At 33.4% G+C, this 15,523-nt stretch carries 17 protein-coding genes and 1 tRNA gene; 12 read left to right on the forward strand and 6 right to left on the reverse strand.

Annotation, left to right across the window (positions count from 1 at the left end; all coding sequences use genetic code 11):
* Positions 1 to 111 precede the first annotated feature (111 nt).
* The 9 genes from hprK to ACM595_RS12525 all read left to right on the forward strand — a co-directional run bounded on the left by hprK (position 112) and on the right by ACM595_RS12525 (position 9,168).
* Entirely contained in the window at positions 112 to 1,053 is a 942-nt protein-coding gene (gene hprK / locus ACM595_RS12485) for an HPr(Ser) kinase/phosphatase (protein ID WP_002483899.1), read from the forward strand.
* A complete protein-coding gene (lgt, locus tag ACM595_RS12490) occupies positions 1,050 to 1,886 on the forward strand; it encodes a prolipoprotein diacylglyceryl transferase (RefSeq protein ID WP_002483898.1) in 837 nt (278 codons plus the stop codon). The genes hprK and lgt overlap by 4 nt, the downstream gene beginning before the upstream one ends.
* Positions 1,887 to 1,895: 9 nt before the next feature.
* On the forward strand, positions 1,896 to 2,372 hold the full coding sequence (locus ACM595_RS12495) for an acyltransferase (protein WP_002483897.1): 477 nt from the start codon (positions 1,896 to 1,898) through the stop codon (positions 2,370 to 2,372).
* 25 nt (positions 2,373 to 2,397) lie between these two features.
* Positions 2,398 to 3,834: a tetratricopeptide repeat protein gene (locus ACM595_RS12500; RefSeq protein ID WP_002483896.1), complete on the forward strand. Its 1,437-nt coding sequence runs from the start codon at positions 2,398 to 2,400 to the stop codon at positions 3,832 to 3,834.
* Between the two features lie 65 nt (positions 3,835 to 3,899).
* Positions 3,900 to 4,844: a thioredoxin-disulfide reductase gene (gene trxB, locus ACM595_RS12505; RefSeq protein ID WP_002483895.1), complete on the forward strand. Its 945-nt coding sequence runs from the start codon at positions 3,900 to 3,902 to the stop codon at positions 4,842 to 4,844.
* Between the two features lie 345 nt (positions 4,845 to 5,189).
* The gene (gene rapZ / locus ACM595_RS12510) at positions 5,190 to 6,116 is read left to right on the forward strand and encodes an RNase adapter RapZ (protein ID WP_002483894.1); all 927 of its coding nucleotides are present in this window, start codon (positions 5,190 to 5,192) and stop codon (positions 6,114 to 6,116) included.
* Positions 6,103 to 7,101, forward strand: a complete 999-nt coding sequence (locus ACM595_RS12515) for a gluconeogenesis factor YvcK family protein (protein WP_002483893.1) — start codon at positions 6,103 to 6,105, stop codon at positions 7,099 to 7,101. Before rapZ ends, ACM595_RS12515 begins: the two co-directional genes overlap by 14 nt.
* A gap of 38 nt (positions 7,102 to 7,139) precedes the next feature.
* Positions 7,140 to 8,084, forward strand: coding sequence for a DNA-binding protein WhiA (gene whiA / locus ACM595_RS12520; protein ID WP_002483892.1), 945 nt, complete (start codon positions 7,140 to 7,142; stop codon positions 8,082 to 8,084).
* Between the two features lie 238 nt (positions 8,085 to 8,322).
* A complete protein-coding gene (locus tag ACM595_RS12525; RefSeq protein WP_002483891.1) occupies positions 8,323 to 9,168 on the forward strand; it encodes a YitT family protein in 846 nt (281 codons plus the stop codon).
* A gap of 115 nt (positions 9,169 to 9,283) precedes the next feature.
* Here ACM595_RS12525 and ACM595_RS12530 read toward each other — a convergent pair whose 3' ends face one another.
* The 3 genes from ACM595_RS12530 to ACM595_RS12540 all read right to left on the reverse strand — a co-directional run bounded on the left by ACM595_RS12530 (position 9,284) and on the right by ACM595_RS12540 (position 10,332).
* Positions 9,284 to 9,685 carry an Ltp family lipoprotein gene (locus ACM595_RS12530; RefSeq protein WP_309474016.1) on the reverse strand — a complete coding sequence of 134 codons (402 nt, stop codon included), beginning with the start codon at positions 9,683 to 9,685 and terminating at the stop codon, positions 9,284 to 9,286.
* Positions 9,686 to 9,687: 2 nt separating this feature from the next.
* Entirely contained in the window at positions 9,688 to 9,810 is a 123-nt protein-coding gene (locus tag ACM595_RS12535; RefSeq protein WP_306505247.1) for a hypothetical protein, read from the reverse strand.
* Between the two features lie 450 nt (positions 9,811 to 10,260).
* Positions 10,261 to 10,332, reverse strand: a tRNA-Arg gene (locus ACM595_RS12540).
* A gap of 153 nt (positions 10,333 to 10,485) precedes the next feature.
* Between ACM595_RS12540 and clpP the strand changes: the two genes are divergently transcribed.
* On the forward strand, positions 10,486 to 11,070 hold the full coding sequence (gene clpP / locus ACM595_RS12545) for an ATP-dependent Clp endopeptidase proteolytic subunit ClpP (protein WP_002483889.1): 585 nt from the start codon (positions 10,486 to 10,488) through the stop codon (positions 11,068 to 11,070).
* A gap of 65 nt (positions 11,071 to 11,135) precedes the next feature.
* Here the strand turns inward: clpP and ACM595_RS12550 are convergent, their stop codons facing one another.
* Both ACM595_RS12550 and ACM595_RS12555 read right to left on the reverse strand, forming a co-directional pair.
* Complete coding sequence (locus ACM595_RS12550; protein ID WP_041079701.1) at positions 11,136 to 11,339, reverse strand: hypothetical protein; 204 nt, start codon at positions 11,337 to 11,339, stop codon at positions 11,136 to 11,138.
* Positions 11,340 to 11,362: 23 nt separating this feature from the next.
* Positions 11,363 to 12,259, reverse strand: coding sequence for a TIGR01777 family oxidoreductase (locus ACM595_RS12555; protein ID WP_041079700.1), 897 nt, complete (start codon positions 12,257 to 12,259; stop codon positions 11,363 to 11,365).
* An 853-nt stretch (positions 12,260 to 13,112) separates the two neighbouring features.
* On the opposite strand from ACM595_RS12555, the gene ACM595_RS12560 reads away from it, so the two are divergent.
* On the forward strand, positions 13,113 to 13,760 hold the full coding sequence (locus ACM595_RS12560; protein WP_041079698.1) for a DUF4887 domain-containing protein: 648 nt from the start codon (positions 13,113 to 13,115) through the stop codon (positions 13,758 to 13,760).
* A gap of 114 nt (positions 13,761 to 13,874) precedes the next feature.
* On the opposite strand, the gene ACM595_RS12565 is transcribed toward ACM595_RS12560, so the two are convergent.
* Complete coding sequence (locus tag ACM595_RS12565; RefSeq protein WP_041079697.1) at positions 13,875 to 14,102, reverse strand: hypothetical protein; 228 nt, start codon at positions 14,100 to 14,102, stop codon at positions 13,875 to 13,877.
* A 376-nt stretch (positions 14,103 to 14,478) separates the two neighbouring features.
* On the opposite strand from ACM595_RS12565, the gene ACM595_RS12570 reads away from it, so the two are divergent.
* The gene (locus ACM595_RS12570; protein ID WP_041079696.1) at positions 14,479 to 15,507 is read left to right on the forward strand and encodes a sugar-binding transcriptional regulator; all 1,029 of its coding nucleotides are present in this window, start codon (positions 14,479 to 14,481) and stop codon (positions 15,505 to 15,507) included.
* Positions 15,508 to 15,523 lie beyond the last annotated feature (16 nt).

Raw genomic sequence — 15,523 nt, forward strand, 5'->3', positions numbered from 1 at the left:
GCATATATTAAAATATACTTCGTCTGCACTTTTTAATATAGATTATTAGTTCTTTTTGATATGATATGAACATAGTACAAATGCAGAAGAAAGAATGATAGAGGTGAACGCATGTTAACTACACAGAGTTTAGTAGAACGCTTTAAGCTTGAAGTAATCACAGGTGAAGCGGGTTTAAATAAACAAATTAAAAATACTGATATATCAAGACCGGGTTTAGAAATGGCAGGTTATTTCTCTCATTATGCCTCTGACCGTATTCAATTATTAGGAACTACTGAGTTATCTTTCTATAATTTATTGCCTGATGAAGAACGGAAAGGACGTATGAGAAAATTATGTCGTCCAGAAACACCAGCGATTATAGTGACAAGAGATTTAGAACCTCCGGAAGAACTTATAGAAGCTGCGAAAGAACACGAAACGCCATTGATCACGTCCACAATTGCCACAACTCAATTGATGAGTCGTTTGACTACCTTTTTAGAGCATGAACTCGCTAGAACGACTTCATTGCATGGTGTGCTTGTTGATGTTTACGGTGTTGGTGTGTTAATCACAGGCGATTCTGGTATAGGTAAAAGTGAAACAGCGCTGGAATTAATCAAACGCGGTCACAGACTTGTAGCTGATGATAATGTTGAAATCAGAGAAATTAGTAAAGATGAATTAATAGGTCGTGCACCTAAATTAATTGAACATTTGTTAGAAATTAGAGGACTAGGCATTATAAATGTTATGACTTTATTTGGTGCCGGTTCAATTCTGACTGAGAAGCGCCTGCGTTTAAATATTCACTTAGAAAATTGGCATAAAGAAAAACTATACGACCGTGTAGGGCTAAACGAAGAAACATTACGTATTTTAGACACAGAAATAACGAAAAAAACCATTCCAGTAAGACCAGGTCGTAACGTGGCGGTGATTATTGAAGTAGCTGCGATGAACTATAGACTGAATATCATGGGTATCAATACAGCAGAAGAATTTAATGACCGTTTAAATGCGGAAATTTTGCGTAATGGTAATCATAGTGAGGGGAATAATCAATGATGACGTTAAGCTATATCGATCCGATTGCGTTTGAATTAGGACCGATTTCAGTACGTTGGTATGGCATTATTATTGCTATGGGCATACTGCTAGGTTACTTTATTGCACAAGCAAGCGTGAAACGTATTGGATTCCATCAAGACACACTCGTCGATATTATATTTTGGAGTGCCATATTTGGTTTTATTGTTGCTAGAATATATTTCGTTATTTTTCAGTGGCCGTATTATGTACAACATCCAATTGAAATCCCAATGATTTGGCAGGGTGGTATTGCCATACATGGTGGTCTTATTGGTGGATTCGTAACGGGTATTATTATTTGTAAACAAAAAAATATTAATCCATTTCAAATTGGTGATGTGATTGCGCCAAGTATGATTTTAGGACAAGGTATTGGAAGATGGGGAAACTTTATGAACCATGAAGCGCATGGGGGCACAGTTTCTAAATCTTTCCTTGAAAACTTACATATTCCTGACTTTATAATTAATAATATGTATATTGATGGAAAATACTATCAACCAACATTCCTTTATGAGTCTATTTGGGATGTGTTAGGATTTGTTATCTTAATTCTATTAAGAAAACACTTACGTATTGGTGATACCTTCTGTCTCTATTTAATTTGGTATTCCATTGGCAGATTCTTTGTAGAAGGCATGCGTACGGATAGTTTAATGCTTGCAGGTGATATCCGAATTGCCCAATTAATGTCCATTATTTTAATCATAATAGGTGTCGTCATAATGATTGTTAGACGTGTTAAATATGATGCGCCACGTTATAAAGCTGTTGGTCCATTATCATGGCCAAGTAAAGAAGTGAAGTGATAGTCATTTATGCGTAATTTAAAGAAACAACAAGTTCAAGGTAAAAATCCTTTATGGCATATGTATCGTTTTGTCAAAGGAATGAAAATGTTTAAACAAACGTTAATTATTGAAGTTTGCCGTTATTTGCCTAATGTGAAATTAAAACATTGGGCATATCGTAAATTATTGAAAATGGATATCGGGGCTCATACAGCATTCGCTTTCAAAGTAGTTCCTGATTTATTGTATCCTGAATACATCACGATTGGTAAAAATTGTGTGATTGGCTATAATTCAACGATTTTAACACATGAATTTTTAGTAGATGCATTTACTACAGGCCCTGTGAAAATTGGGGATCATACCTTGATTGGTGCAAATGTGACCATCCTACCAGGCGTTACCATTGGTAATCATGTTAAGATTGGTGCGGGTTCTATTGTATCCAAAGATATTCCAGATCATGCATTAGCGTATGGGAATCCCATACTAATAATAAAATAAAGAAACATTTAGGAGGTGACGAAGGATGGCGCATAAAGACAATGTAATACCAATGAAATTAGATAGTCAATTTTATAAAAAATTAGGTGATCAAAAATTTCATCAACAAGAATATAAAAAAGCGGCATCTTACTTCGCTAAAGTGCTTGAAATGTCACCTCAGGATTTTGAAACAAAAGTAAAATATTCGGAGTGTTTAGTTAGTTTAGGTATAGGTAGCAAGGCTGAACATCTTTTTTATGAAAGTATTGCACAAGGTGAAGAAGTTGAAGAAAGTTATTTTCAATTAAGCCAGTTAAATATAACGATGAATGAAGCCAATAAAGCATTTTTATTTGGTATTAACTATGTAACAATATCTGGTGATGAGGATTATAAAGAAGAACTTGAAGAAATGTTTGAAGTCTCATATCATACACCTGAAAAAATAGAGACAGAAAGTAAATTATTTGCGATTCAACTTATTTTCCAATATTTATTTTCACAAGGCCGCTTACCAGAGGCTCGAAATTTTATTTTAAATCAAAGTACTGACATTCAAGAACACCGCGTCGTACGTAATTTATTAGCAATGTGTTATTTATATTTAAACGAATACGAAACTGCTAAAGAAATGTTTGAACGTTTATTAAGCGAGGACAACACAGATGTGCATGCTTTATGTCATTATACATTGTTGCTATATAACACGAATGATAGTGAAAAATATCATCGCTACTTAAAAATATTAAACAAAGTAATGCCGATGAATGAAGATGAGTCATTTAAATTAGGTATCGTGCTCTGTTATTTAAAACAATATGAAGCTTCGCAAAAGATTCTACAACCACTCTATAGAAGAGGAAAGTTCCTTTCGATTCAAATGTATAATGCACTCAGCTATAATCATTATCATTTAGGCAATCTTGAAGAAAGTAAATTCTTTTGGACAAAATTACAAGAAATTTCTAAAGTTGATGTTGGCCATGCACCTTGGGTTATTGAAGAGAGCAAAGCGTATTTTGACCAACAAGTATTGCCGTTATTGTTGAATGATAATAGCCACCATAGATTATATGGCATCTTTTTATTAAACCAATTAAAGGGTCGTGAAGTACTCTTAACCCAAGAAATTTGGGGTGTACTAGAATCTATGAATGATTATGAGAAACTCTATTTGACTTATTTAATTCAAGATTTAAAATTAAATAAATTAGATTTTATTCACAAAGGCATGTTAATGCTTTATGATATTGAGGCATTGAAAAATAATGAAGATTTATTTATAGTATGGATTGATCAAGCAGAAGCGATTATTTCGGAAAAAGTTGACCTAGCAAATGTTAGTGATTATGTTGCTGCATTTGTATATATGTATTTTCGTCATTCTGAAATCAAAGTTACAAAGCAACAAGTTTTAGAGTGGTTTAAAATTTCATCTTACCGTTTAAATAAGACGATAGATTATTTAGTGAGCATATAAGTTTATAAAATGCAAGTAATCATATATACTTCGCATATTGAATTAATAAACAGGAGGCAATTAAAATGGCTGAACAAGTGGATTTTGATATTGCAATTATTGGTGCAGGCCCAGCAGGTATGACTGCAGCAGTTTATGCATCTCGCGCAAACTTAAGTACTGTAATGATAGAACGTGGCATGCCTGGTGGACAAATGGCAAATACGGAAGAAGTTGAAAACTTTCCAGGATTTGAAATGGTAACAGGTCCGGACTTATCTACAAAAATGTTTGAACATGCGAAAAAATTTGGTGCACAATATCAATATGGTGACATTAAATCAATCGAAGATAAAGGCGCATATAAAGAAGTGAACCTAGGAAATAAAGTAATCACTGCACATGCAGTTATTATCTCAACAGGTGCAGAATATAAAAAAATTGGTGTGCCAGGTGAACAAGAACTTGGTGGCCGTGGTGTAAGTTATTGTGCAGTTTGTGATGGTGCATTCTTTAAAGGTAAAAAATTATTTGTTATTGGTGGCGGTGATTCAGCCGTTGAGGAAGGCACATTCCTTACAAAATTTGCGGATAGCGTAACCATTGTACACCGTAGAGATGAATTACGTGCGCAAAAAATATTACAAGATCGCGCATTTAAAAATGAAAAAATTGATTTTATCTGGAGCCACACACTAAAAACAATTAACGACAAAGATGGTAAAGTAGGATCAGTCACATTAGAATCAACAAAAGATGGTTCTGAACAAACATTAGATGCGGATGGTGTATTTATTTATATTGGTATGAAACCACTGACAGTACCTTTCCAAGATTTAGGTATTACAAATGAAGTCGGTTATGTCTTAACGAATGAAGATATGAGTACAAGCATTCCTGGTATTTACGCAGCAGGCGATGTACGTGAAAAAGGTTTACGTCAAATCGTTACTGCAACAGGTGATGGTAGTATTGCAGCACAAAGTGCTATCGCATATATTGAACACATCAAAGATACAATAGAAGCATAATCAATCGTGTGATTGTGTTGTATAATAGAATTTAGTTAAAGCTAGAACATGATGCTCAGACATAACTGAAAGCATTGTGCTCTAGCTTTTTACATAAGGATATATATTTATCTATGTTTATAATTGAAGTCTTATGGTTATAGGAGTTAAATTGCAGCCACAGCTAACTTCAATATTAAAGTGATAATGCTACTACCTAAGACCTTTTTCATGTAAAATGAAATATGATAGCATAAGATTGTTAGACTTATTTGAAGTGAAATGAATCACATCACTTTAAAATATGAACTGTTAACAACGAAGTAACATTTTATGATTAAATAAATCAACGAATGGTGTGAAAAGATGCAACCGGATGAAAAAGAAATAGTAAAAAGTGAATTATTAGTCGTTACAGGTTTATCAGGTGCTGGGAAATCTGTAGTCATTCAAAGTCTAGAAGATATCGGTTATTTCTGTGTAGACAACTTACCGCCGATACTTTTACCTAAATTTGTAGAATTGATGGGGCAAGGTAATCCATCATTACAAAAAGTTGCAATTGCAATCGATTTAAGAGGGAAAGAATTGTTTAAATCATTAATCCACGAAATGGATTTAATTAAAAGTAACTCTGATGTGATTGTGGATATGATGTTCTTGGAAGCATCTAATGAGCGTTTAATTTCTAGATATAAAGAAACAAGACGTGCGCATCCGTTAAATGGAAATGGACAACGTTCATTGATAGAATCGATAAATGAAGAACGTGAGTTATTAACAGAAATTAAAAGTCTAGCGAACTATACGATTGATACGACGCAAATGAAACCAAAAGAATTGCGTAAACGCATTGGTGACTATTTCAATAAGAGCAATGTACAAACATTTAACATTAATGTAACGAGTTTTGGATTTAAGCATGGTATTCAAATGGATGCAGACTTAGTATTCGATGTGAGATTTTTACCGAATCCACACTATGTTGATGAGTTAAGACCACTCACAGGAGAAGATGAAGCGGTTTATAAATATGTTATGAAATGGAAAGAAACAAATATATTTTATGAAAAATTAATAGATTTATTGAAATTTATGGTACCAGGATATAAAAAAGAAGGTAAATCACAACTGGTTATCGCAATCGGTTGTACTGGTGGTCAACACCGTTCAGTCGCATTAGCCAAACGTATCGGAGCAGAACTTAACGAAAGTTTTAATTACAATGTGTATGTGCATCACAGGGATGCACATGTTGAAAGTGGCGTGAAACATAAAGATGAGAAGAATTAAACTTGTACTAATAGGTGGCGGTACAGGCTTATCCGTTTTAGCTCGAGGCCTTAAAGATTACCCAATAGATATTACGACAATTGTCACAGTTGCCGATGATGGTGGGAGCACAGGAAAAATAAGAAATGAAATGGATATACCTGCACCTGGAGATATAAGAAATGTAATTTCTGCATTAAGTGAAACTGAGTCAACTTTAGAACAACTTTTCCAATATCGTTTTAAAGAAAACCAAGTTGAAGGTCATTCGCTTGGCAATTTACTGATTGCCGCGTTAACGAATATTACGGATGATTTTGGACATGCAGTTAAAGAATTAAGTAAGATTTTAAATATTAGAGGTCGTGTTATTCCGTCCACTAATACAAGTGTGCGTTTAAGTGCAGTCATGGAAGACGGAGAAATCGTATATGGCGAGTCTAAGATTCCTAAAAAAAATAAAAAAATCGAACGTGTATTTTTAGAACCTGAAGATGTAAAACCGATGGAAGAAGCAGTTGAAGCGATTGAAGAGGCAGATTTAATTGTTATGGGGCCAGGTTCTTTATATACAAGTGTCATTTCAAATTTATGCGTAAAAGGTATCGCAGATGCATTACTTAAAGTAGATGCCCCTAAATTGTATGTTTCAAATGTAATGACACAGCCAGGTGAAACGAATAATTATTCTGCTGTCGATCATGTCAATGCTATCCATGATCACATGGGTGCGAAATGTATTAACTATGTTATTTGTAGCACGCAAAATTTTCACGGTAATGTATTAGAACGCTATAGAGAAGAAAATGCAGAACCTGTAAAATGCAACACGACAGATATGGAAGCACAGAATATTAAAGTCTTTACACATCCTGATTTAGTAGAAGTGTCTTCAGAAGATTACGTGCGCCATAACACTGAAGTACTTTCAAAAATGATCTATGAAATCGCTATGAGAGAAACGGCGACAATTGAGTTTAATCGAGATAAAGATCATAACGAATAAGCCAGACAATAAACTTATAAGAAGGGACTGATTGAATCATGAGCTTTGCATCAGATATGAAAAATGAACTTACTAGAATTGAAGTAGATGAAAAAAATGCAAAAGCAGAGCTCAGTGCGCTTATTCGAATGAATGGTGCACTCAGTCTATCCAATCAACAGTTTGTTATTAACGTTCAAACCGAAAATGCAACAACAGCAAGACGGATTTATTCGTTAATAAAAAAAGTGTTTAATGTGGAAGTGGAACTACTCGTACGCAAGAAAATGAAATTGAAAAAGAATAATATCTATATTTGTCGTATTAAGGCAAGAGCCAGAGAAATATTAGATGATTTAGGTATTTTAAAAAATGGTGTCTTTACCCATGAAATCGATGAAACTATGATTCATGATGATGAAATGCGTCGCAGTTATTTGAGAGGTGCCTTTCTAGCTGGTGGTTCTGTCAATAATCCAGAAACGTCATCTTATCATTTAGAGGTTTTTTCGTTATATGAAGACCATTCTGAAGGTATCACACAATTAATGAATGCATATGAATTAAATGCAAAACATCTAGAACGTAAGAAAGGCAGCATTGCTTACTTAAAAGAAGCAGAAAAAATATCCGATTTTTTAAGTTTGATAGGTGGTTATCAAGCACTTTTGAAATTTGAAGATGTTCGTATTGTTCGAGATATGAGAAATTCTGTGAATCGATTGGTTAATTGTGAGACAGCCAATTTAAATAAAACTGTAAGCGCAGCCATGAAACATGTAGAAAGTATACATTTAATTGATAAAGAAATTGGTTTAGACAACCTTCCAGATAGATTGCGTGAGATCGCAAAATTAAGAATTGAGCATCAAGAAGTTTCATTAAAAGAATTAGGTGAAATGATGTCCACGGGAAAAATATCTAAATCTGGTGTGAATCATAGATTAAGAAAGTTAAATGAGATGGCTGATAAATTAAGAAGCGGTGAGCCTATCGAACTATAGCACATAAGGTGTATCATCAGTTTTGCATGGTTATCTCTTAATTTGAAAAAGAATTAAGTGTAAATTGAATTTCTTCTAGTCACACATAAAATAAATATGCTAATATAATGAAAAGTATGAATTTCAATTAATGACGCCTCATGGAGGTGTCTTTTTTAATATTTAGGCATTACTTGATGAATATTGAACATATTATTTATAAACCATAATAATAAAATAGTGAAAAGGGAGGGTATTTATGAAAAATTTGATAAACAAGCATTATAAAAACATTATATTCTGTTTAATTGGTACATTCATAAATGCGATTGGCGTAAACTGTTTTTTACTTGGATCAAACCTAGGTGATGGCGGCACAGTAGGGATATCATTATCTCTTATGTATGCATTCGGTTTATCGCCAGCGTGGACCTCATTTATTATCAATACCGTTGTCGTATTTGTAGGGTGGAAATTTTTAAGTAAAACGGTAGCGGTCTACACCGTTATTTCCAACACTGCGTTGTCTCTATTTTTACATTTAACTGAAAATATTAATCTAGGTGTAGATAATTTTGTTATTAATTCTTTATTTGGGGGCGCTGTGATTGGTATCGGTGCAGGGCTAGTAATTTCTACTGGTAGTACACTGGGTGGTACATCAGTCATTGCGAAAATTGTAAATAAATATTCCGAGATCAAAACGTCACAAGGAATTTTTATACTAGATGCGCTCGTTGTTCTTTCATTCTTAATGGTACTACCATTAGAAAATGTGCTGTTTACGATTATTATGTTATTTGTTACGGAACGTGCCACGTCCTTCATTATCGAAGGTTTCAATCCGAAAAAAGCAGTTACAGTGATTTCTAGCAAAAGTGATTTAATTAGTGATAAAATCAATGCGTTTACCGGTAGAGGGTCAACCATATTAACTGGTAAAGGTGGTTATGGAAAGTCAGAAACACATATGTTGTACGTCGTTGTACCGCAATCACAAGTTACAAGAGTCAAGAAACTGGTAAATGAAGTGGATGAAAATGCATTCCTAGTGATTCACGATGTACGTGATGTTTTAGGCAGTACCTTTATAAATATGAATTAAGAGGCAAAAAAAAACGATATTTCGGTTTCAATACCGAAATATCGTTTCTTTAATGTTAAGTTTAATTAAGTCCCATCAACAATAATTAAAGTTGAATTAGGGCTTTAGAAGTTCACTATTTATCTAATTGATCAATAGCGTATTGCGCTTGTTCGTCCGTGAATCGTTCAATATCTGATGTTAATTTATTGTATATTGCATCGTTTGACATATCCTGTGTATCAGCATAATCTTTAGCTTTTTCGAGAGCATTCTTTTTATAATTCGCTTTTAAATTATCTACTGCGTATTGTGCATCTGATTCTTTAAAACCATCAGCTTCAGACGTTAATTGATTATAGATGCCATCTTTTGACATGTGCATAACGTTCGAATAGGTTTTCGCTTTATTTAATGCAGATTTTTCTTCTCTAGAAGCACTACTGTTGTTTGAATTGTTTGATGAATTATCATTAGTGTCTACGTTGCCTAGGTTTGCAGTACATGCTGAGATGCCTATAATGATAATTACTAACAAAATTAAACAACCGCAACCAGATCCACAACCCCAAAACCAACCTTTACTAATTTTTTCGATTTTTGTTGATTTTGATGCGCTTGGTATTCTATCCACTGCGCATCACTAATTTGCTTGTCTGCCAATGTCTCATTTCCCCTTTGTAAAATAATCTAATCTTTACAAGTGTATCAAATGATTGTAAATTTAAAATGAATTTTGCATTACTAATTATCTTTATGTTTATATATTGCTCAATGTAAAAAGCGTGAATTTTGTGTATATATTAAGAATTGATTTTTAAGTATCTCATTTAGATAAGGATGTATTTTTAATAATTAAGACAATTTGGTACTTAATATAATAATCAGTGTGGAAAATTACATTTCTCAGTGTAATCCATTTTTTATTAATAGAATTTTAAAAAATGAAAAAATCAGATCGAGAATCATTTTTTGATGTCTCGGTCTGATTGATTGTACAAGTAGGGGATGACTTAAGTAGGAATATAAAATACATGAGATTGAACTCGTGTGCGCTTTATATTGGTTATCTTCCCTTTTTAATTTGAAAAGTATACTTTTATTACTTATTAGTCCCCTCGAAGGGAATCGAACCCCTATCTTAAGAACCGGAATCTTACGTGTTATCCATTACACTACGAGGGGGTAAAGACGCATTAATATAAGTGTACAAATCTTAACGAAAACGGTCAATAAGAATAATTCAACTTTCATAAAATTTTTGAGCGTTATTTTTTGACCATGTTTGACTTTTAGGTTAAAATAAGTTTATCAGTTAGAAATAAGGAGGCAATATTAATGAATTTAATACCTACAGTAATTGAAACAACAAACCGTGGGGAACGTGCATATGACATTTACTCACGTTTATTAAAAGACCGTATTATAATGTTAGGTTCTCAAATCGATGATAATGTAGCAAACTCTATTGTTTCTCAATTATTATTCTTACAAGCACAAGATGCAGAAAAAGATATCTATCTTTATATCAATTCACCAGGTGGTAGTGTAACTGCTGGTTTCGCTATTTACGATACAATCCAACACATCAAACCAGATGTACAAACAATTTGTATCGGTATGGCTGCATCAATGGGGTCATTCTTACTTGCAGCAGGTGCAAAAGGTAAACGTTTTGCATTACCAAACGCTGAAGTAATGATTCACCAACCATTAGGTGGCGCGCAAGGACAAGCGACTGAAATTGAAATTGCTGCTAATCATATTCTTAAAACACGTGCTAAATTAAACCAAATTTTAGCTGAACGTACTGGTCAATCAATTGAAAAAATTGAGCAAGATACAGATCGTGATAATTTCTTATCAGCTGAAGAAGCTAAAGACTATGGTCTTGTTGACCAAGTTATGGTACCAGAATCATAAGATTTAATTTCATTAAAAAAGCCAAGCTACATAATTAGTAGCTTGGCTTTTCTATTTATCTCACATTATGAATTGTTATTAACTTTAAGTCTACGATAGTTGTGCCAAATTAATTTAATGGCTACAAATGTTACACAGATACCACTTATTACCAATATTGATGATATAAATAGCATAGTTAAATTTTGTTCAAAAGCACAGATACCATTAATTAATAATAACAATCCAGCGATAAATAATAAGGCATGTGTTAATCGATCTGTCTTCATGATTCATTTCGCTTCCTATTCACTTAATGTACTAAATCTTCGAGTGCGATTTTTAAATCAGGGTATTTAAATTTGAAATGAGTTGCTTGTAATTTATTAGGTATTACTTTTTGTGTATCGAGCACAACAGTCGACATTTGACCTAAAGCTAATCTAATGGCTAACGATGGGACCCATGTATGATGAGGGCGATGAGAAACGCGTGCAAGTGTATACCCAAACATGTTTTGATGTTCTACAATCGGTGCAGTAAAGTTAAATACACCTCGTGCACTTTCCGTATTGATAGTATGGAGCAAGGCTCTCACTAAATCATCTATATGAATCCAAGAATACCATTGTCTTCCTGAACCTAATTTTCCACCAAGATAAAAGTCATAAGGCAATTTCATCATTGGTAGTGCGCCGCCATCATTAGACAAGACCATTCCAAACCGACCAATAACGACACGCGTACCAAGCGTTTCAAATTGGCGAGCCATTCTTTCCCATTGATATACGACTTCCGATAAAAAATCAAAAGGAAGTGTTTTATATAATTCAGTATACGTACGATATAAGTCTGGTTTATAGTAACCAACAGCACTCGCATTGAATAATACTTCTGGTTTATGTTTACGATTTTGAAATAATTCGAATAAAGCTTGTGTAGCTTGTATACGACTTAGCATAATGGTTTGTTTATAGGATTTAGTCCATCGTTTATTTAAACTAGCACCTGCAAGGTTAATGACGATATCGATATCAGGTATTTCATTTTCCCAATTTGATTGAGACCAATTGACGTAGGAAATCTTAGGGTGTGATGAAGTCATATCCTGTCTAGTTAAAATCGTTATATGCGCATCACTTTGTATGATAGCTTTAACTAATTGCGATCCTATCATACCTGTACCACCTGTAATTAAATAATGTTTCATTTTATCACCTCATAATTTAGTAATGCCTAATGTTGGAATGATTAGAGAGAATCAATCGAATCACATTTGAAGGTCATAATTTTTTCATTGTTTGTTCAATAATATGTCATTTACTCGTATTAAGAACTATTTAAAATAAAGAGCATTCATTTTATAATTGAGATACCTTCGATATTAATTAATCATCTCTTAATTATTTCGAGTATACCCCATAATATACTAACGAAGGTAAAATTTTGACTCCCTTTAGTAATGGCCTGTACGCATTGCGTATAGGCCTATATTTATATGTTAACGCAATTTGCTTTGTGTAACTATCTTTTTACATTTAAGTCAAAACATTTTATAAGGATATGAAGGTCGTTATGCCCTATAAAGTAAGTATAGAAATTATTCCAGTGGCTATGAATAACAAAATAATAATCATCATAAAGAAGGGGAACCGCTTTTTATCTCGGTCTTTTGATTCGTAATGATCGTTATCGATCATAATTTGACGCAGACCTCTTTTTTGAGATGATTTTTGCTCCACTAATTCATCAAATGGATCATGCTTTTTCAATTTTAGAACACATCCTGTTATATTAATGTTATAGCTTATTCATATTAATAATAAAAATTTACAAAAGTATTGAAAACGAAGATTACTATAGATCAATATTAAACTATAGTATTAAATTTTAAGTTATATATGTATTTTACTATACATATGTCGTTAAGATAACATCTAGGTTAAAAAATAGTTAATGAGTTTAATTAATAAATGAAATAGTGTAAAATATACATTTGTTATTGAAAGCATGCGCATAAATGAAAACAAATGTTATGATATAAATTGAAGTGAGGGGAGCATATGCCAAACCATAATCCGAACAACAAGAAAATGAGTGGTTTTGCGAAAATTGTAAGTGGATTAATCGTATTATTATTAGTAGGTGGATTAATTTTTGCTATTTTTGCATTTGTAGATCATTCAAACAAAGCGAATGAACGTTTAGCAGATCAGAAACAAGAAGAAAAAGATAAGAAAGAAAAACAGAAGACAAAAGAAGAAAAAGACAAAAAAGATAAAGAGAAATCTACACAAGAGTCTCAACAAACACAACAAACGCAGCAAACAGTTCAAACGCAACAACAAACACAGCAAACGCAACAGACGCAGCAAACACAACAGCCAGCAACGACTGAGCCTCGTACAACAGAAGAAAAATCACCTGAAAAAACGAAAGAAGCTACCACAGAAGAAAAAACAACTGAAGAACGTTCTACTGAAGAAAAAACACGTGAGCCTTCAACAGAAGAAAAAACAACCGAGGAGAAAACTTCTGAACCTTCAACGGAAGAAAAAACATCTGAACCATCGACTGAAGAGAAAAAACCAGAACCATCCACTCAACAAAGAAGTTCTCAAAATAATACACAAGAAAGATCAGCACAAAGCAACAATAATGGTTCAAGTACCAATGAACGCTCAAGCGAGTCATCTTCAGAAGATGACTAAATATAATTAATAGGACTGCGAAATCGATGTTAATCATATGATTTCAAGGTCCTATTTTTATATCGTTAAAAACACGTGTTATACGGTTTGTTTTATAGTATTTAAGCACACAGACTAAAATAAGAAATTTAATAAGAAAGTAATGAGTGAGGATAATAGTATGAGTGTGATACAACCGCTAAGACAACCAAAAGGTCCACAGCCACATCCTATGTTTTTAGAATAGTGAAATGTTTGATTTGAATGCGAATGATCTGGTTGTTTAGGATTTTTGAAATAATCTTCATCTTTATAACGTCGATCGTTTGGATCAATGACTTCTGGATGATCGTTCTGTGACATGTATTTTCCTCCCAATTGATAATCTATACTTTTATTTTATAGATTAAAGATAATAGAAGCAATGATTCTACAAGTGTATTTAAGCCGCTATCATAAGTGGGTGGTTACTAATTTTTAAGAATCGGAAAATATAATGATTTATGATTAGTAAATGATTAATCGGGTAATACAACAATGCAAGACATTTTAGAGGAACGATAGAATATATAAAGGTAATAAGTAAAAATTAAGAGAAGTGTATTTCTCTTGCAATTTCAAATCGATAGTAGTATTATTGCAGATATAAGAGGTTATATTTTTTTGTCCCGCTAGGGACGTAAAAAGTCAACCTATGGTTGGAACTTGACCCTTTATAATGAAACGGAGGAGGATAGTAGTGAATGATTTGATAAAAGTTCAACAAAAACTTGTGCCAGAACTTGTTGAAAAAATGTATCGACGTTTTTCAATTCTCACTACTATTGCTAAGCACCAACCCGTAGGTAGACGTAGCTTAAGTGAATATATGGATTTAACTGAACGTGTATTACGTACAGAAACAGACACATTGAAGCAACAAGAACTAATCAAGGTTAAGCCAACAGGCATGGAAATCACTGAAGAAGGTGAAGCAACTGTTCGTCAGCTAAATAGTTATTTTAATGTTTTTTCTGATGACCATCATCTTTCACAGTTGATTAAGGAACAATATGACATTAAAGACGTCTATGTGATACCAGGTGATTCTGAAACTGATAAAGCAGTAAAAATCGAACTATCACGACAGGCAGGACAGTTGGTTGAAGATGTTCTTTATGATCATGCCATTGTAGCAGTCACTGGTGGGTCTACGATGGCCTACGTGAGTGAGGCAATGCATAAACAGCCACATGATGTTTTCTTTGTTCCAGCAAGAGGCGGACTGGGTGAAAATGTTGTATATCAAGCAAATACCATTGCAGCGAGTATGGCACAACAAACGAATGGTGATTATACGACATTATATGTCCCAGATAATGTGAGTGAAACGACATACAATACACTTATGTTAGAGCCTTCAGTTATTCACACCCTAGAAAAAATTAGAGAATCCAATATTACAATCCACGGCATTGGTGATGCGCTGAAGATGGCGCGAAGACGTCAATCACCAAACGAAGTTATAGAAAAACTTCAACATCACAATGCCTCGGGAGAAGCATTTGGATATTATTTCGATGATCAAGGCGATATCGTCCATAAAGTGAAAACAATTGGACTACAATTAGAAGACCTTGAATCGAAAAAGTTTATATTTGCTGTAGCTGGGGGTAAATCTAAAGGAGAAGCAATTAAAGCTTACCTTTCTATTGCTCCAAAAAACACTGTATTAATTACAGACGAAGGTGCAGCAAGTGCAATCGTAAATAACAGTAATAAAAAGTGATTACACTTTTTAAATA

It is taken from the genome of Staphylococcus sp. LKG3-1 (assembly GCF_048568385.1).
GTDB lineage: Bacteria > Bacillota > Bacilli > Staphylococcales > Staphylococcaceae > Staphylococcus > Staphylococcus saprophyticus.

Excerpts from the sequence above, each read along its gene's own strand:
- hprK (WP_002483899.1), top strand. The coding sequence starts at position 112 with ATGTTAACTACACAGAGTTTAGTAGAACGCTTTAAGCTTGAAGTAATC.
- lgt (WP_002483898.1), top strand. The coding sequence starts at position 1,050 with ATGATGACGTTAAGCTATATCGATCCGATTGCGTTTGAATTAGGACCG.
- ACM595_RS12495 (WP_002483897.1), top strand. The coding sequence starts at position 1,896 with ATGCGTAATTTAAAGAAACAACAAGTTCAAGGTAAAAATCCTTTATGG.
- ACM595_RS12500 (WP_002483896.1), top strand. The coding sequence starts at position 2,398 with ATGGCGCATAAAGACAATGTAATACCAATGAAATTAGATAGTCAATTT.
- trxB (WP_002483895.1), top strand. The coding sequence starts at position 3,900 with ATGGCTGAACAAGTGGATTTTGATATTGCAATTATTGGTGCAGGCCCA.
- rapZ (WP_002483894.1), top strand. The coding sequence starts at position 5,190 with ATGCAACCGGATGAAAAAGAAATAGTAAAAAGTGAATTATTAGTCGTT.
- ACM595_RS12515 (WP_002483893.1), top strand. The coding sequence starts at position 6,103 with ATGAGAAGAATTAAACTTGTACTAATAGGTGGCGGTACAGGCTTATCC.
- whiA (WP_002483892.1), top strand. The coding sequence starts at position 7,140 with ATGAGCTTTGCATCAGATATGAAAAATGAACTTACTAGAATTGAAGTA.
- ACM595_RS12525 (WP_002483891.1), top strand. The coding sequence starts at position 8,323 with ATGAAAAATTTGATAAACAAGCATTATAAAAACATTATATTCTGTTTA.
- clpP (WP_002483889.1), top strand. The coding sequence starts at position 10,486 with ATGAATTTAATACCTACAGTAATTGAAACAACAAACCGTGGGGAACGT.
- ACM595_RS12550 (WP_041079701.1), bottom strand. The coding sequence starts at position 11,339 with ATGAAGACAGATCGATTAACACATGCCTTATTATTTATCGCTGGATTG.
- ACM595_RS12555 (WP_041079700.1), bottom strand. The coding sequence starts at position 12,259 with ATGAAACATTATTTAATTACAGGTGGTACAGGTATGATAGGATCGCAA.
- ACM595_RS12560 (WP_041079698.1), top strand. The coding sequence starts at position 13,113 with ATGCCAAACCATAATCCGAACAACAAGAAAATGAGTGGTTTTGCGAAA.
- ACM595_RS12565 (WP_041079697.1), bottom strand. The coding sequence starts at position 14,102 with ATGTCACAGAACGATCATCCAGAAGTCATTGATCCAAACGATCGACGT.